The following is a 17,519-nucleotide window of genomic DNA, read 5'->3' on the forward strand; positions in this document are numbered from 1 at the left end:
TTTTCTTATTAAAACCTATGCTACTCTTTTTTTATAATTAAAGATCGCCAACATATTAAACAATGCACCTAAGCCCAAAAGTGCATAAAATGTTGGAAGCAAATCAGAAAAAGTACTTCCTTTGATATAAACTGCCCTAAAAACCGTAATTAAATAAGCTGGAGGATTGATTTTGGTAAGCATTTTAGACCAATCAGGCATACTCTCAATAGGTGTAAAAAGGCCGCTCAGCATTACAAAAACCATCATAAAAAAATAGGCAAAAAGTATAGCTTGCTGTTGATTGTCGGCAAATGTACTGATTAATAGCCCTATGCCTAAAACCGAAAACAAATACACCCCCGAAAACGCATAAATCGTTAAAAATGAACCTTCTGGAATCAATCCAAATATCACAAAGGCTACTGTCATCCCGATGGTGATGGAGACCATTCCCAAAACCCAGAATGGGAGCAGTTTCCCAATAATAAATTCATATTTTTTTACCGGTGTTACGTTAATTTGTTCAATGGTTCCTACTTCTTTTTCAGCCACAATATTGAGAGCCGCCATAAATGACCCAATCATAGTCACCAGAATAACCAGAATTCCCGGCACCATGAATAATTTATAATTATTGCCGGGGTTATACCAGTTGGCAGAGGTAATTTCAATTACCGGGAATTCACTGTGCCGTGGCATTACCATCCATTCCTCTCTGATTTCTCTATTAAAATCCCCGACTATCATGGCTGCATATGCACTACCGAGGCCACCTTTGATCCCATTTACTGCGTCTGCCGCCAAATGAATCGTTGACTCATTTTCTTTGATAAGTTTTTTTTCAAAATTAACCGGGATAGTCAAAATCAAATCACTTGTTCCGGCACCGGTGCTTTGAAGTGCTTTGGAATAATTATCCTTAAATTCAACCACATTGATGTATTCTGATGCATTTAATTTTTGAATAAGCCTTTTTGAATAGGAAGATTTGTCCTGGTCGACCACCGAAAGCCTGATATTTTTAACTTCAAAGTCAGATGCCAAAGGCAAAATAATAAGCTGTACAATTGGCATTATCATGATCATTTTCAGGATATTGGAATCTCTGAAAATCTGTTTGAATTCTTTTTGTAATAAAAAATATAAACTGCTCATAGTGTTCAGGCTAACCGAATTTTGAATTTTTTAATCGCAATAAAAAGATAAGTCAGGGTCATCAAAACCAATATCAAAGTGGGTTTAAGCACATATTCAAATCCCAGCCCTTTAACCATTACACTTCTGACTATACTGTAGTACCATTTGGTAGGAATCAGATTGCTGATCACCTGAAGAGGAATCGGCATGTTTTCAATCGGAAACATAAAACCGCTAAAAATAAGTGAAGGCAACATAAGTGCAACCAGTGACACAAACATGGCGATCTGTTGGGTTGAGGCAATTGTGCTGATTAACAATCCCAGAGAGAGCGTTGTAATGATAAACAAAACACTTTCGGCCAGTAATAATACCAGACTTCCCTGAATCGTCATTCCCAATACAAATACAGCCATCAAAAGTATAAGTATGATGTCGGTGAAACACAAAAGCAAATAAGGAACGGCTTTGCTCAAGACCACTAAAATCGGCTTCATGGGTGAAACCAAGAGCACTTCCATTGTGCCGGTTTCTTTTTCTCTAACAATAGAAACCGATGTCATCATAGCACCTAAAAGCATCATAATCAAAGTCATAACACCAGGAACAAAATTAAAAGCACTTTTTAGTTGAGGATTATATAGCATCTTGGTTTCGAGATTGATGGTATAAGGAAGTTTCAAATCTTCGTTCAGCTCATTTTGATAATCGCGGATTATGGCCGATGCATAATTGATTACAATATTAGCCGTATTGGGGTCAGATGCATCAGCAACGAGTCTGATCTGGGCTTTCTTTTCATGTGCAATGCTATTTTGAAAATCCTGAGGAAAAATAATTGCAAGTCTCGATTTACCTTTCCTGAAACTTGAAACAATTTCTTTTTCTGAAGATAGATTTCCCACAATACTAAAATATTCGCTGTGATCTATACGGTCAATCAAAGTTTGGCTGGCATTATCTTTGGAAAAATCCAGAATTACGACTTCGGAATTCTTGACTTCGTTGGTTAAGGCAAAGCCAAAAAGGAGCATCATTACGATGGGTAAACCCAGCAAAATGACCAGGCTTCTTTTGTCACGTAAAACATGCCAAAACTCCTTTTTTATTAATGTTAAAAATATTTTCACTTATATTATTTTTTATTCAAAATACTGATAATAAATACTATAAAAACCCTACTCTGACCTTTTGGCATTTCTGGCCAGCTGTAAAAAGACTCCTTCCATGCTGTCGGTATTAAATTGCTCTTTGAGTTTTTCAGGTGTATCGAGAGCGGCAATACTGCCATCAACCATGATTGAAACCCTGTCACAATATTCGGCTTCGTCCATATAATGAGTTGTGACAAATACGGTGATCCCTTCATTGGCTGCTTCGTAAATTAAGTCCCAAAATTGTCGCCGGGTAACGGGATCCACACCTCCTGTGGGCTCATCCAAAAACACGATTTTGGGTTTATGTAAAATCGCTACAGAAAAGGCAATCTTTTGTTTCCAACCCAATGGTAAAGAACCAACCAGTTTATCAGCCTCGTTTTCAAGTCCAAGCCTGTTAATCAATTGCTCGGTCTTTTGGTTTAAATCTGCTCCTCTCAAACCATAAATACCACCATAGAATTTAATATTTTCTCTTACTTTCAGGTTTTCATAAAGAGAAAATTTTTGACTCATGTAACCTATGTGTTTTTTTATGGATTCGTTTTCAGAATAAACATCGAAGCCGGCAACGGTCGCTTCACCGGAACTAGGTGAAAGAAGACCACAAAGTATTTTCATGGCGGTAGTTTTTCCGGCTCCGTTTGCACCTAAGAAACCAAATATTTCGCCTCTTTTCACCTCGAAACTAATGGCATTTACTGCAATAAAATCTCCAAATTTCCGGGTTAGCCCTTGGGTATGTATTACTATATCAGTCATTTGTATTTTCCTGCATTAGTTTTATAAAAACATCCTCGATATCAGGTTTCACTTCTCTTATTTCCAGATTTTCAATTCCTTTTTCTATCAAAAATCTTTGAAATTCTTCTTTACTCTTAAACCCATCATTTAAAACCACATGCTGTTCGCCACCAAATGCAAAACAACTTTTTAAGTTATCAAACTGATTTATAGCTTTTACCAAATCATAGCGATTTGCGGCTTTTACCCCCAAAATCTCCTGATTATTTTTCTCTAAAATATGATCCAGGGTATCCACATCCATTATTTTTCCTTTTTGAATCAAGGCAATGCGGTCGCATCGGCTGGCTTCGTCCATATACGGTGTTGAAACTAAAATTGTGATTCCTCTTTCTTTTAGGCGGCCCAGCATTTCCCAAAATTCTTTTCTTGAAACCGGGTCAACACCGGTGGTAGGTTCATCCAAAAACAATACTTTTGGCTCGTGAATCAATGCACAACAGAGAGCCAGCTTTTGCTTCATACCACCGGAAAGCTTACCTGCCCTACGGTCTTTAAAAGGCTCAATCTGAACATATATCTCTTTGATAATATGATAGTTTTCTGCTACTGTTGTATTAAAAACCGTGGCGAAAAAATTAAGATTTTCCTCAATACTTAAGTCCTGATATAATGAAAATTTGCCAGGCATATATCCCGATATTTTCCTGATATCCCACAGATCGTTGACAACATCAAAGCCTTCAACTGTTGCTTTCCCGCTATCGGCCAGCAATAAAGTGGTAAGAATCCTGAAAAGGCTGGATTTGCCGGCTCCATCAGGCCCAATTAAACCAAATAGTTCCCCTTTTTTAATATCCAAAGAGATACCATCCAAGGCCAGCACTTTGCCTTTTTCGTAAGTTTTGGTAATATTTTCTATTTTTATGGCCGACATATCTTTCGTCATAACTTCAGTTCGCCGTACATTCCTATTTTCAGAAAACCATCGTTTTTCACTTTCACTTTGATAGCATAAACCAAATTCCCTCTTTCGTCTTTGGTCTGGATGGTTTTGGGAGTAAATTCGGCTTTTGATGAAATCCACTCAATTTCACCGGGCAACTCTTTATATTCATCTTTATCTTTATCGACAAAAACCTTCACTTTGCTGCCAATTTTGATTTTAGCCAACTGATCGCCGGTCACATAGGCTCTAAGAGTCATATTTTGAAGGGCGGCAATTTTATATAGGGGCTTGCCGGGGCCGGTCACCTCGTTGGTTTCGGCATATTTCACCAAAACAGTTCCTTCTAATGGATTGACTATCAAACAGTGACCGATTAAGTCGTTCATTTGGGCTACTTTTGCCTCCAGGGGTTTTTTCTCACTTAAAATCCCTCTGTTTTGAATACCTACCTGCTGCTCAGCAGACTTGATTTGTTGTTTTAAGACTCCCAATTGAGACTCTGAAGTGCTGATCTGTTTTTTCAAAATATCCACCTGACCACTTATGTCATCGAGTTGTTTACTGGGTATGGCTTCTGCCGCTACCAGATTTTGTAATCTTGCTTTTTCTTTATCCAAAACTCTCAACTGCTCTCTTTGGGTGTTAATTTGAGCCGCCTGAGTGGTCAACTGCTGCTTCAGGATTTCCACCTGTGGTGCTGCATCATTTTGTTTCAATTTGAGTGCTTCTATTGTTGCTTCTAATTGCGTTTTTTGAAGATTAAGGTTTTGGCAGTCTATCTCCCCAAGTTTCTGGCCGGGTTTGAGCTCCTGTCCTTCCTGAAGGTCAAAAGAAATGATTTTCCCCTGAGATTCTGCCGAAATCACAGTTTCAGTAGCTTCAAAAACTCCACTGGCATCAAAATCACTATTGCCAGATTTGCAGGAAGTTATAATCCAGGCCAGGGCAATAACCGATACTATTTTTATTCTTATCTTTTTCATTTACAAAAAATATGTTTTAATTCTAATATTATTATTTTTAAAAATCTTCTCCGGTAATAACCTTCAAGTTTACTTTGGCCTGAAGGTATTGTACCTGATGAATCGCCAAAGTCTGTCGGGCTAAAATTTCATTATTAACTTCAGTGATATAATCAGAGGCACTAATCACACCATTTGTTAACTGAGCATCAGCAGTTTTCTTGATTTCTGACCTTATTTCAACAAGCTTTTTGTCTGTTTCCAAAATACTGCTCAATCGCTCCAATTCTGCTTTTTGGTTGGCTAACTTAACATTCGAAGCAAGGAGAAAAGCCTGCTTTTGGCTTTCAATTTTTTTTCGGTTGACACTGAATTGTTCAATTTCATTTTTTTGTGAACCCGCATACAAATAACTCAATGGCACCTTCAGCTGCACACCTCCAATAAAATATGTCTTAAAGTCAGATGCTAGAAAATTTAAGCCTGGCTTACCATAGCCTCCCGTACCAAACAAAGATATTTTAGGAAGGTTTTTGGAACGGACCAGATTACTATTGATATTTTGCAATTCTGACTGATTATCAAACCAGACCAACTCAGGACGACGGATTTCATTACTGCTAAGCGAAATATTTTCTTCCGAAAAAAACTGATCATTGACCGAAATAGATTTTCCGGTCAAGATAGAAAGTGCTTCTACTGCAGACTGTTTCCTTAACTGTGCTTCAGTATTTTGCTGCTTTAGATCCAGAAACTTGGCTTCAAGCTGCAAAAGTGAAGATTTCATTGCGACTCCATTCTGCACAGAAGCTTTGACTTTTTCGATTTTCCCAACCAACTCATCCATTACGAGTTGTGTATTTTCCAAAAGTTTTTCTGATAATAGAATACCAAAAAACAAAGCACTTACCTGATCCTTAATTTGATACAAATCGACTGCAACTTTCTGACTTTCTACTTTTGCCAGACTTTGGGCCATATTTTTTTGACCTGAGGTGAGTCCTCCATCCCAGATATTCTGAACTACATCAATGGTAGCTTTGTATTGATCTTGAGGAGGAGTGGGTACGCTCATACCGGGAATGCTAATAGGAAGACTGGTTACTTCAGACTGCCAGGTGGCTGTGCCCCCAAGACTTGACTGGGGTAAATAACCCGCATTCAGGATTTTTTTCTGCAAAGTGGCATTTTGCTCAATTAACGGAATCTGGGTGGCCAATGGGCTATTTATATTCGCAAGGTCGATACATTGTTTCAAAGTGTATTTTTCTTGTGAATACCCATAAAAAACTTCAAAAACTAGCAGTAATAATATTGGAACTTTTTTCATATTTATTTACTTAAAAAACTAAATTTCAATTAATTAAAGATCAGGGAGTAAGAATATACCTTACATATTTTTTTAGTTCTTCTACCCTGCCTTCCATTAGATCGTCATAAATTCCGGCTTGACCTTGAAGAACATGCATAATTGCCGGGCGGGCCAAATAAGGAAAGACGGTCATTCCCAAAACACTAAAGGCAAATTGGAGTGGATGAACAGGCTTGATTTTTCCATCAGCGATTTCCTGAAACATGCTACCCACAAAAAAATCACGGAAGAAATCCACCGGAAGGTTTTTAGCAAAATGTTCGTTGCCTTTTTTATTCATGGTGGTGATCACAAAAAGAGGTAAAAACGGGTACTGGCTCAACAGTTGATAATAGGTTTCAATAAATACTTCTACTTTTTCGATGAAGCTTTCTTTCTTTTTTACATCTTCCCCTATTTTAGGAAATATCAACTTAATTTTTTCCTGAAAAATCTTTTCAAACAAAGCATCTTTTGACCTAAAATAATAATGCAACATGGCTTTGTTGATACCTGCACGGTCAGCAATTACCTGCATGCGGGTACCATCGAAGCCCTTTTCCATGAATTCATTCTCAGCGGCAAGAAATATTTTTTCTTCTGTTGTCATTTATCAACTATTGAGTTTAACCAAATGGTTAATTTTAATACAAACGTAATTAACCAAATGGTTAATACCAAAATATTTTTTTGTTTTTTTTTAAACTAAATAAGAAATTCGAGGTAATTACACTAGCATAATACTTTTACATTTTCTTCTTAAAACACTATCTTTCAAATAATTATATATTTTAAAATAGTTTCATTAATTTTAATAATTATATTATTACTAATTGTATTTTAGACATCAAAAAAGTGTTAATAAAAACAAAAAAGGCCGGAATCACTCCCAGCCTTTATGATAAATATTCTTAAAATCAAATCTCTTCCAGAATCCTCTCCATACTTACTGCATAACCAATTTTCTCTTTCAGATCAGAAATTGCCACTCTTTCCTGTTCCATACTATCACGATGACGGATGGTTACAGTTCCATTTTCCATGGTTTCGTAATCCACAGCAATACAGAATGGCGTACCAATCAAATCCTGCCTGGTATAACGCTTACCAATCGCACCACCATCGTCATATACAGTTCTAAAACTCGATTTAAGCCCTTGAGCAATTTCCTGAGCTTTTTCGGCCAGACCGTCTTTTTTAACCAGAGGCAAAACAGCGGCTTTTATTGGAGCTAAAGCCGGGTGTAATTTGAGGTAAGTCCTTTCTTTTTCACCGGTTTCAACAGTAAAAGCATTACACAATGTAGCCAAAAACAACCTGTCGGCACCTACAGAAGTCTCCACTACAAAAGGAATGTAGTTTCCAATAGCTTTTCCATCCTCGCCTAAATCAGGGTCGAAGTATTGCATTTTCTTTTTCGAAAGTTCCTGATGGTTTTTCAAGTCAAAATCGGTACGGGAATGAATACCCTCAATCTCACGGAAACCAAACGGAAACTCAAATTCAATATCTACAGCAGCATTGGCATAATGAGCCAATTTGTCGTGATCATGATATTGTAACTTGGCTGCCGGCAAACCTATGGCCTGATGAAATTTCAGACGTGTTGCCTTCCAGTTTTCATACCATGCCATCTCTGAACCAGGACGTACAAAAAACTGCATTTCCATTTGTTCGAATTCTCTCATTCTAAAAATAAACTGACGGGCAACTATCTCATTTCTAAATGCTTTACCAATCTGAGCAATACCAAAAGGCACCTTCATACGGCCAGACTTTTGAACATTCAAAAAGTTTACAAATATCCCTTGAGCAGTTTCCGGTCTTAAATAAATAATGCTGGAATCTTCCGCCACAGAACCCACCTGAGTAGAAAACATGAGATTAAACTGGCGAACCTCCGTCCAGTTGGAAGTTTTTGAAATAGGACAAACTATATTTTCATCAATAATCAACTGTCTTACCTCGTCAAGTTTTTCGGCACTGAGCAACGCCCCCATTTTTGCCAAAAGTGCCTGAGCCTTTTCAGGTTGACCGGCATTGGTATATTCTTCCGCTTTACCTTCGAGCAATTGGTCGGCACGATATCGCTTTTTTGAATCTTTATTATCAATCATCGGGTCGTTGAAACCATCCACATGGCCCGAAGCTTTCCAGGTGAGTGGATGCATAAATATGGCTGCATCTATACCCACAATATTGTCGTGAAGCTGTGTCATGGCTTTCCACCATGCTTGTTTTAGGTTATTTTTTAGCTCTACCCCATTTTGACCATAATCATAAACGGCCTGAAGACCATCGTAAATTTCAGAAGATGGAAATACAAAACCATATTCTTTGGCGTGAGCTATAATATCTTGTAATGTCGTACCTGGAGCAGAAATCTGACTCATTTTTAATTTTCTTTAGTAAGTAATTTGCAAAAATAAAAAAATCAGGCTTAAACCTGATTAAAACGAATATAATTTAATTTTTAGAGGCATCGTAAACCGATTTAATTGCCGCCATTTCTTTTATCAGGAAACTTTGAAGTTCTTCATTAAATATTTTTTGTTCATCAGCAGGGAGTGATGCATAAAAATCTTTCAACTCTTTGTTGATGGCAACCTTTTCATCCTCTGAAGAGGCATTCATTGCCCGAATATGGTAAGCTTTAAAATCAAATTTCCCCATGAATTAAAATGATTTTATATTAACATTTGTCTCATTAACATCCAGTTGCAACATTTCACCCATTCTGATGGCAAGATTTCGATTTTCATGTCCGAAAGGAAATCCAAAAGCAACAGGATATTTATATTTTGATACATGCTCCATCACAATTTCTTCTATTGTTTTTCCAAAAGGATCATCAGAATTATCTTTTGAATCAGAGAAATCACCTAAAACCATTCCGGAAAGATTCTCAAGTTTCCCTGCCCTGCCTAGTTGTAACAGCATTCGGTCAAGATTATAATATTGCTCTCCTATATCCTCCAAAAATAGAATTTTACCACCAAAAGAAAAATCAGAAGCTGAACCCACATTGTGTGCCAATAGAGCCAGATTACCTCCTATAGCTTCCCCATTGGCTTTTCCAGAGCGATTAAACTCCCTTTTCTCAAAATCATAATTTATCTTTCCACCAAAAAGCACATTTTTCAAACTTTCATTTGACAGATGGTCATAAACCATTGTTTTGGCCATAGCTCCATGTATAGCCTGATAATCAAAACTTTGAACTTTCATCAACAAGGCGGTGATGTCAGAAAACCCGACAATCCACTTCGGATTTTGCAAAAATTTTGAAAAATCTAAACTATCAATGAATTTGGAGCATCCATAGCCCCCGCGGGCAGAAAGAATGAGTTTAATTTCCGGACTATCGAGGTATTTTTGGTATTCTGCTGCACGATTTTCCGTAGTATCGGAAAAAGTAAAATAGCCTGAACCCACTGTAGCACCTACTTCTACATTCAAACCCCAGTTTTGAAGAATTTCCAAAGCAATCTGAATAGTATGCCTTTCAAGTTTACTTGCTGGAGCAGTAATGGCAATTTTGTCGCCTACCTGAAGAAAAGGAGGGGCTTTAAGCATAAATTTTTCTAAATAAATACTACGTCTGAAATCAAATCCTGACCAATTTCTTTGTTGAGAAGTGTGATCATTTTTGATTTAGCCAAAACCAGCTCCTGAGCCAATGATGCAGAAGAAAGTCTCAAAAACAATGTATGGTTTTTGATATAAATTTTCTCAGTTCGTTTGGCTATAGTTGCACCCATTATTTTTTCCCAGTAAGCCACCAGATAAGTTTCATTGAACTTAGACTTAAGGTTATACACATCCAGGAAAGATTCAAAAGCATCTTTCAAAGGAATAGATTTGGTATTTCTGGCGGTTATTGACAATTATTAATAGATTTTATTAGATTTTTCTGGCTACAGCTGATTTTTCGTAAGTAAGTTTTGCACCACCACCGGCTGAAAGAGTAACCGTAGTATCGTCAACAGAAACAACTTTCCCATGTAAACCACCGGCAGTAACTACTTCATCACCAGCCTTTAATGAGTCAACCATTTTCTGTTGATCCTTTTGTTTTTTTTGTTGTGGTCTGATCATGAAAAAATACATAATCACAAACATACCCACCATCATAATCAGGAAACTTGTATTGCTTCCTCCCAATTGTAAAATTGCCATTTTTTTATTTTTCGTTTATTTCTTTTACTATTACATCAAAACTTACTACTTCCTGGGCGTTTGAGGCATTGGAAGTCACAGTTACGAATTTCTTATTTACTCCTACTTTACCTTTACTGTTGAACTCCACTTTTATTTCGCCTGTTTCCCCAACACCAACCGGATCTTCCGGTTTTGAAGCCACTGTACAACCACATGAAACCTGTACATTGAAAATCTGAAGAGGCATGGTACCAACATTTTTAAATTTATAGGTAGTGCTTACTTTTTCGCCTTCTTCAATTTCACCAAAATCGTGATTGGGATTTTCGAACACAATTTTTGCGGAGTCACCCTGAACCGTTCCGTCAGCCACTTTCTTATCTTTACCTCCACATTGACATAGAAATACGGTTACACCACTTAGGACCAAAATGACCAATAATCGGATTTTTCTATAATTTGACATATTATAAAATTATTTCAATCGGAAATATTTAAGATTTGGATTTAATCTGGCTCATCAAATTTTCTACATCTTCAAGCAGTCTTTCGGCTTTTTGGCGAGCCTCATTTACAACTTTTCTGCCTTCTGCTTTAGCCTCACTGTCTCCGCCTGCCATTTCGAGTGACATTTCCTCACCTCTTTCAATCAAATCGGCAATAAATCCCTGTAGCTGGTCTTTATATTTGGAAAGGATTGTACCCAATTTATCACGGGTAACTTCTCCCTTATCAGGGGCATACAATATACCGATGGCTGTACCAGCAGCAAGTCCTGCTAAAAAAGCAATAAATGATTTTGATGAACTACTCATTATCGTTTAAAAATTTTTCTAAAATTATTCTAAATTTAAGCTTCAGACAAATTTTCGACACTATTTGTTATCGATCATTCCTCTTCCCGATTTTTTCAGGATTTTTTTGGCTTGAAGATCTTTTACCACTGAGTCTAATATTCCATTTACAAAATTACCGCTCTTGGCAGAACTATAGCTTTTTGATATGTCAATAATCTCATTGATAGTTACTTTAACTGGCACACTAGGGAAGTTAATGAGCTCACTCACAGCCATTTTAAGCAATATCCTGTCGGTCTCGATGATGCGGTCAATTTCCCAATTCTTAAGAAATGGCACCAAATGAGCCTGCAATTCGTCGTCCTGATCTACAGTGGTTTTGAAAAGAGTTTTCAAAAAGTCTTTGGTATCATCCCATAGCTCATCCAACTTTTCAATTTCAACATTACCTGTATCTGGAAATCCCTGAATAGAATGAAACAACATGGTTCTGAGGATTTCGGTATCCTCCACCCAGTAAATGTGCATTTTTTCAAAAAACTCAGCACATTCTTCTTTTTTCAGGAATATATTTTTGATGATATATTTAAGTACTGCTGTATCTTCTTCAGAAGAGTGATTTACTTTTCCGGAGTATTCCAGAATATGCGGATTGTTTTTTAATGTTTCATTATAAATCCTGGAAACAAAAGCTCTTTCGTTTTCCCAATTAATACTGCGTTTAAGCATCTGATGCTCAAGTTCTTTCGAAGCTTTTAGAGCAGCTAGCACTTTATTTTTTGACATTGCCGAACCTCCTTCAAACCTGGGAGCTATTTCGAGAAGTAACGCCAATAAATAAATATATAAATCGTACACTTTTTCGGCATCCAGGACAATCTGTAAGCTAAAGAACTCAATATCTTTTTTGTTTTTGAGTCTATACATTTCCCGGGCATTGGCTAATGCCAGCTTCACTGTCGAAGGTAAACCTGAGTCTTCGGTAAATATTTTAGATTTGATTTCGTCCTGAAATATGGACTGCGTGAGTTTTTGAAGTCCCTGTAGCTTGTTTCTGTCTTGCTTCTCCATAGAATTAAGATCTGGAGCAAAAGATTCAGCTATAAAGTCGTTGGCTAATAAAAAATTGGCGGCTTTGGCTTTTTCAAAGGCATACAGTGCCTGCATTACCCTAATTCTAACAAGACGTCTGTTCAGCATAAAGATTCAAAGAACTGTTTTTTTTCGGCTGCAAAGATAGTAAAAATGCTTAATTTTGAGGACAAATTGATGCATTTTTCGAAAAAAAATCAATCAGAATATGCATTCAAACAAAATTTATCTGTTTTTTTAGGCTTAGTTTTAACAAGCCCTTTAAAAATTCTTTTTATTCTATTATTTAAAAATTACCCTGAAAACAATGCCAAAAAAGCTAATTCTAAGTGCTTTGAGACAGACTTTTATCTTTTTTTTATTTTTTACAAACGTTCATTTTAGTTTCGGTCAGAAAAAAATTTCCAAAACTGATCTGATTTCTGATTTAGAATTTGCTAAAAAATCTCTGGAAAAATACCATCTCGGTATGTACTATTATGAATCAAAAGAAGATTATGAAAAACGATTTTCAAATATTAAAAGTGAATTGCCCGAATCACTAAATCTGCAGGTGGCATATTATGCAACAGCTAAGTTGGTTGCCGGACTAAAAGACTTACATACAGGAGTTTATTTCCCAAAAAAAGCACAAAAAAACTTCAAAAAAGCCTTACCGTTGGTATTAAGAAAATATGGTGACCATTTCTATATCCATTATAATCTTTCAGAAGACAGCACAATAATCAGAACTACCGAATTGCTTGATATTGAGGATTTTCCTGTTGCGGAACTTTACGAAAAATTCAGGGAATATTATGGTACTGACAACGGCAATACTCAAAGCAAAAAATACTATGCTGAAAGAGCATTTCCCAGATATTTAAATTATTTTCTGGGTAAAAAAGACAGTGTTAACATTCGTTACCGGGTTGCACCTGACTCAATAATTCAAAGTAAAAAATTGGCTTTGGAAACTTCAAAAAACACTAATAAAATACTTAAAAAACGATATAAAAATGCAACAAGGGCCAATTTTGGTTTCAAAATCATTGACTCCACAAATCATGTGGCAGTTTTGGATATTATAAGTTTTATGCACAAAAACGGCAAGCTGGATGTTTTTCAGAGAAAATTTAAAAAAGATCTTACCGAAAAAATAAAAATTGCCAACAAAGCCGGAATTGAAAATCTGGTGATTGATTTAAGAGCCAATGGCGGCGGACTTATTGCCAACGTAAAAAGACTTACCCGTCAGTTTGCAAAAGAACCATTCTATATGACAGACTCTGTAATTGTCAAAAAGGCTGCTTTTAAGAAAATATTCCCGGTTTATTCCCTATCAAGACCAATTGCCCGCCTTTATTTTAAACCATTCGGTGAGGATAAATTAATTAGGCTCAAAAAACCTAAAAACTTAATTCAACCTGCCAAAAAGAACCATTTCGATGGGAAATTATATGTATTGATGGACGGCGGATCATATTCAGCCACGACCTTTACTATTGGCTTGTGGAAAGACATGCAATTGGCAACATTTGTTGGAACCCGGCCGGGAGGAGCCAACTGGGGAAGCTTTGCAGGTCAATGGAAAGTTGTAAAACTTCCCAAATCGGGCATCAGGGTGCGAATACCGGCATATAAAATTGTCCATTCACAGGTAAATCAGACCAACAAAACATTTTTTGTAGAGCCTGATTATTATGTGGAGCAAAGTTTTGAGGATTTTAAAATAAGAAAAGATACTCAACTGGATTTTGTTCTTGATCTCATCAAAAATAAATGAGTCAGCTCATTATATTTAGTAAAGCAATGATGCTATTTTTGTAATTAATTCTTAAAAAAAAAGAGTATCCCGGACATTGATTAGAGAAATTAAAAACCTGATAATAAAAGATTTAATTCTTGAATGGCGACAAAAATATGCATTCAATGGCATGATTTTGTACGTAGTATCAACGGTTTTTATGGCTTATATGAGTTTCAAACTCAAAACCAATTCTATCGAACCTATCACATGGAATACACTTTTCTGGATTATTCTGTTGTTCTCCGCAGTTAATTCTATTACCAAGAGTTTTATCCAGGAAAAAGCCGGCCGCCAATTGTATTATTATCAGATTGCCCGCCCAAGTGCAATAATCATGGCCAAAATCGCCTATAATTTCATCCTTATGTTGTTTTTGGGCATCGTTGGCTTTGCAATTTATCTGGCTTTTATGGGTAATCAGGTTCAAGACATGCCAATGTATCTGCTGGCATTGGGGCTTGGTGCTTTGGGTTTTAGTTCTTCTTTGACTTTGATTTCGGGAATTGCCTCCAAGAGCGACAATACGGCTGGTTTGATGGCAGTCCTTAGTTTTCCGATAATTTTGCCGATGCTTACCATGCTCATTAAACTTTCCAAAAATGCCATGGATGGTATAAATGCAGCAAGTAGTAAAGACGAAATTCTGGTGATTGCCGGAATTGATTTGATTGTAATTGCGTTAAGTTATATGTTATTTCCATATTTATGGAAAAGTTAAATTGCAGGAAATTTTTCCTGTTTGTTTTTTAAAGAAAATAACAATTAGTATTTATTCAAATGAATAAAATTTGGTGGAAATTTTTGGCTTCAGGGCTACTTTTATATACCGTTTGGTTTGGATTTTCGGGTGAAGTGCCTCGTCAGCCCATCCTCAATGAAACCATTAGGAACGTATATTTCCACGTACCAATGTGGTTTGGGATGATGGCCCTGATGATTTCATCTTTGGTATTTTCAATTAAATATCTTCAAAAAGGTAATATTGAAGATGATATCAATGCGGTAGAATTTGCCAATGTAGCCATTGTATTCGGAATCCTTGGTTTTTTAACCGGCTCACTCTGGGGCAATTACACCTGGGGTTCTCCGCTTCCCAAAGACCCGAAAATCATTGCGGTTGAGGTAGGTTTACTCATTTACTCGGCATATTTTGTTTTAAGAGGTTCTTTTGAAGACGAACAAAAAAAAGCCAGATTATCAGCTGTTTACAACATTTTTGCCTTTGCTTCATTCATGCCTCTGGTTTGGATTTTACCCAGGCTCACCGATTCACTACATCCCGGAAATGGTGGCAACCCGGCCTTTGGAAAATACGACATGGACAACTCCATGAGAATGGTGTTTTATCCTGCCGTGATGGCCTGGATATTAATTGGAGTCTGGATCAGTACTTTGAGAATCAGAATCAGAATTTTGAACAACAAAATCAATAGTATTTAACTTATATACCTATAATTCAGTAATTTATAATAAAAAATGAAGTTAATTTCGATACTTATATTTGCCGCATTGCAACGGATAGAAATGGCGGATTCTTTAAGAGCAAATGGAAAAATCTATGTAGTAGCCGGCGTATTTTCGATTATCGCTTTAGGAATTATTGGCTATCTTTTTTCTTTAGATAGAAAAATAAAAAAACTTGAAGAGGAGATAAAGGATAAATAAAAGACAAATGTTTGTTTTTTAGAATATTACAAAGAATAAAAACATTTCAACAAATGAAAAAATCATATATTTTGGGATTGGTAGTTATTGCGATTGCGGTTGCAATGATCATCTCGACCATCGGCGATGCCAGTACTTATGTTAGCTTTGGAGAGGCAAAAGAATTGGCATCTAATGGAAATAAAAATGCTATACATGTTGTGGGAGAATTGGTAAAAGGAGCCGACGGAAAACCTGCGGGAATGATTTACGAACCCTCAGTTGACCCCAATCATTTTGAGTTTTTGATGACCGACTCTCTCAATATTCAATCCAAAGTTGTCTTCAAACAACCAAAACCACAAGACATGGATAAGTCAGAAAAAGTAGTGGTAGTGGGCCATATGGATCTTCAAAAAAATCAGTTTGAGGCAGATCAGATTTTGCTAAAATGCCCTTCAAAATACAACAACACCGAGTTGGTAGCCGAAGAAACCAAATGATAGAGTCGGTCACAACTAAAAATACAATCTATGCGGGCGACCTAATCAATAGTTGTCTTCAACTAAATCTGCCCTTTGCCCTTTACAGACTTCCCGGGCAAAGTGTTTTTCAATTGATCATTTCTGAAAATAAACTTGAAAATCGAAAAAAAATTGATTTTGAGGAATGTAAACCCGGTTTTGTAATTGCACCTTTCGACAACGAAATACCCTACTTTTATGAGGCTGACCATATTTTAACATTTGAGAATAATGAAATTCCGAAAGACCTCATACCTGATTTTCTAAAAACTATAAATAAAAATTATGATCCAAAAGAGGCAGGGTTTAGTTTTGTACCTGCCAATGAAGACTCAAATGAATCACGTGAGTATTCCAAAAAAATAGAAGCGGTAATCCAGAGAATCACGGGCGGGGAATCACAAAAAGTGGTTATTTCGAGAAAAAAACATCTCGGAACACTCCAAGAAAAAAACTATTTCAAAGCGTTTACAACGTTATCAAATAGCTATCCATCTGCTTTTGTATCAGTATGTAATGTACCCTGGAAAAACCAGATTTGGATAGGTGCTAGTCCTGAAATATTGGTTACGCAAAATGAAAAAGGCATTTTCAAAACTGTGGCTCTTGCCGGCACACAATCGGCCCTTAACAATGTCGGTGAGGAGATAAAGACCATCGATGCATTGTGGTCACACAAAGAAATAGAAGAGCAGGCATTGGTGAGCCGGTATATTATAAATTGCCTTAAAAAAATCAGAGTGAGGGAGTACCAGGAGTATGGTCCGAAAACCGTAAAAGCCGGAAATCTTTTACACTTATGCTCTACTTATTCCATTGACTCGAAAGAAATTAATTTCAGCAATCTGAGCTCAGTAATGCTTGATTTATTACACCCAACTTCGGCGGTTTGTGGTATCGCTAAAGAACCTTCGCTACAAATCATCAAAGAAATCGAAAACTATGACAGGGAGTTTTACAGTGGATATCTGGGGCCTGTAAACATTCAAAACGAGAGCCATGTTTTTGTAAATCTACGCTCAATGAAGATCGAAAACGACGAAATTTTTGCTTTTGCCGGGGGCGGAATTACCGAAGATTCAGTGCCAGAAAAAGAATGGAATGAAACTGAAATCAAGCTAAAAACCATCCAAAAATCCTTCGATTTTTAAATTGTGTTTTTTACAATTATTTGTATTTTTTTATTTTTTTTTAAAAATAATTCAAATACCAATAAATAAATATAATAAG

General features: G+C 36.5%; 21 protein-coding genes. 6 read left to right on the forward strand and 15 right to left on the reverse strand.

What is annotated here, in order from left to right; all coding sequences use genetic code 11:
* Positions 1 to 15 precede the first annotated feature (15 nt).
* From IPP61_20945 to nusB, 15 genes are all read right to left on the reverse strand, one after another.
* Complete coding sequence (locus tag IPP61_20945; protein ID MBL0327590.1) at positions 16 to 1,137, reverse strand: ABC transporter permease; 1,122 nt, start codon at positions 1,135 to 1,137, stop codon at positions 16 to 18.
* A gap of 5 nt (positions 1,138 to 1,142) precedes the next feature.
* Complete coding sequence (locus IPP61_20950; GenBank protein ID MBL0327591.1) at positions 1,143 to 2,249, reverse strand: ABC transporter permease; 1,107 nt, start codon at positions 2,247 to 2,249, stop codon at positions 1,143 to 1,145.
* 48 nt (positions 2,250 to 2,297) lie between these two features.
* On the reverse strand, positions 2,298 to 3,038 hold the full coding sequence (locus tag IPP61_20955; protein MBL0327592.1) for an ABC transporter ATP-binding protein: 741 nt from the start codon (positions 3,036 to 3,038) through the stop codon (positions 2,298 to 2,300).
* Complete coding sequence (locus tag IPP61_20960) at positions 3,031 to 3,957, reverse strand: ABC transporter ATP-binding protein (GenBank protein ID MBL0327593.1); 927 nt, start codon at positions 3,955 to 3,957, stop codon at positions 3,031 to 3,033. The genes IPP61_20955 and IPP61_20960 overlap by 8 nt, the downstream gene beginning before the upstream one ends.
* Positions 3,958 to 3,965: 8 nt before the next feature.
* On the reverse strand, positions 3,966 to 4,952 hold the full coding sequence (locus tag IPP61_20965; GenBank protein ID MBL0327594.1) for an HlyD family efflux transporter periplasmic adaptor subunit: 987 nt from the start codon (positions 4,950 to 4,952) through the stop codon (positions 3,966 to 3,968).
* Between the two features lie 37 nt (positions 4,953 to 4,989).
* Positions 4,990 to 6,261 carry a TolC family protein gene (locus tag IPP61_20970; GenBank protein ID MBL0327595.1) on the reverse strand — a complete coding sequence of 424 codons (1,272 nt, stop codon included), beginning with the start codon at positions 6,259 to 6,261 and terminating at the stop codon, positions 4,990 to 4,992.
* Between the two features lie 40 nt (positions 6,262 to 6,301).
* Positions 6,302 to 6,892 (reverse strand): TetR/AcrR family transcriptional regulator, encoded by a 591-nt coding sequence (locus IPP61_20975; protein ID MBL0327596.1) that lies wholly within the window; start codon positions 6,890 to 6,892, stop codon positions 6,302 to 6,304.
* A gap of 307 nt (positions 6,893 to 7,199) precedes the next feature.
* A complete protein-coding gene (locus IPP61_20980) occupies positions 7,200 to 8,675 on the reverse strand; it encodes a glycine--tRNA ligase (GenBank protein ID MBL0327597.1) in 1,476 nt (491 codons plus the stop codon).
* A 73-nt stretch (positions 8,676 to 8,748) separates the two neighbouring features.
* Positions 8,749 to 8,955 carry a hypothetical protein gene (locus IPP61_20985; protein MBL0327598.1) on the reverse strand — a complete coding sequence of 69 codons (207 nt, stop codon included), beginning with the start codon at positions 8,953 to 8,955 and terminating at the stop codon, positions 8,749 to 8,751.
* 3 nt (positions 8,956 to 8,958) lie between these two features.
* Positions 8,959 to 9,858 carry an LD-carboxypeptidase gene (locus IPP61_20990; GenBank protein MBL0327599.1) on the reverse strand — a complete coding sequence of 300 codons (900 nt, stop codon included), beginning with the start codon at positions 9,856 to 9,858 and terminating at the stop codon, positions 8,959 to 8,961.
* Between the two features lie 8 nt (positions 9,859 to 9,866).
* Positions 9,867 to 10,169 (reverse strand): DUF721 domain-containing protein, encoded by a 303-nt coding sequence (locus tag IPP61_20995; protein ID MBL0327600.1) that lies wholly within the window; start codon positions 10,167 to 10,169, stop codon positions 9,867 to 9,869.
* A 16-nt stretch (positions 10,170 to 10,185) separates the two neighbouring features.
* Entirely contained in the window at positions 10,186 to 10,461 is a 276-nt protein-coding gene (yajC, locus tag IPP61_21000; GenBank protein MBL0327601.1) for a preprotein translocase subunit YajC, read from the reverse strand.
* Positions 10,462 to 10,465: 4 nt separating this feature from the next.
* The gene (locus IPP61_21005) at positions 10,466 to 10,909 is read right to left on the reverse strand and encodes a DUF1573 domain-containing protein (protein MBL0327602.1); all 444 of its coding nucleotides are present in this window, start codon (positions 10,907 to 10,909) and stop codon (positions 10,466 to 10,468) included.
* A gap of 28 nt (positions 10,910 to 10,937) precedes the next feature.
* A complete protein-coding gene (locus tag IPP61_21010; GenBank protein MBL0327603.1) occupies positions 10,938 to 11,258 on the reverse strand; it encodes a YtxH domain-containing protein in 321 nt (106 codons plus the stop codon).
* 60 nt (positions 11,259 to 11,318) lie between these two features.
* Positions 11,319 to 12,440 carry a transcription antitermination factor NusB gene (gene nusB, locus IPP61_21015; protein MBL0327604.1) on the reverse strand — a complete coding sequence of 374 codons (1,122 nt, stop codon included), beginning with the start codon at positions 12,438 to 12,440 and terminating at the stop codon, positions 11,319 to 11,321.
* Positions 12,441 to 12,639: 199 nt separating this feature from the next.
* Here nusB and IPP61_21020 point away from each other — a divergent pair, with 199 nt between their 5' ends.
* From IPP61_21020 to IPP61_21045, 6 genes are all read left to right on the forward strand, one after another.
* On the forward strand, positions 12,640 to 14,097 hold the full coding sequence (locus tag IPP61_21020) for a hypothetical protein (GenBank protein MBL0327605.1): 1,458 nt from the start codon (positions 12,640 to 12,642) through the stop codon (positions 14,095 to 14,097).
* A gap of 79 nt (positions 14,098 to 14,176) precedes the next feature.
* Positions 14,177 to 14,839, forward strand: a complete 663-nt coding sequence (locus IPP61_21025; protein ID MBL0327606.1) for a heme exporter protein CcmB — start codon at positions 14,177 to 14,179, stop codon at positions 14,837 to 14,839.
* 59 nt (positions 14,840 to 14,898) lie between these two features.
* Complete coding sequence (gene ccsA, locus IPP61_21030) at positions 14,899 to 15,561, forward strand: cytochrome c biogenesis protein CcsA (GenBank protein MBL0327607.1); 663 nt, start codon at positions 14,899 to 14,901, stop codon at positions 15,559 to 15,561.
* 36 nt (positions 15,562 to 15,597) lie between these two features.
* Positions 15,598 to 15,786, forward strand: a complete 189-nt coding sequence (locus IPP61_21035; protein MBL0327608.1) for a CcmD family protein — start codon at positions 15,598 to 15,600, stop codon at positions 15,784 to 15,786.
* 53 nt (positions 15,787 to 15,839) lie between these two features.
* A complete protein-coding gene (locus tag IPP61_21040; protein MBL0327609.1) occupies positions 15,840 to 16,268 on the forward strand; it encodes a cytochrome c maturation protein CcmE in 429 nt (142 codons plus the stop codon).
* Positions 16,265 to 17,440 carry a chorismate-binding protein gene (locus IPP61_21045; GenBank protein ID MBL0327610.1) on the forward strand — a complete coding sequence of 392 codons (1,176 nt, stop codon included), beginning with the start codon at positions 16,265 to 16,267 and terminating at the stop codon, positions 17,438 to 17,440. Before IPP61_21040 ends, IPP61_21045 begins: the two co-directional genes overlap by 4 nt.
* Positions 17,441 to 17,519 lie beyond the last annotated feature (79 nt).

It is taken from the genome of Cytophagaceae bacterium, assembly GCA_016722655.1.
Lineage (GTDB): Bacteria > Bacteroidota > Bacteroidia > Cytophagales > Spirosomataceae > Leadbetterella.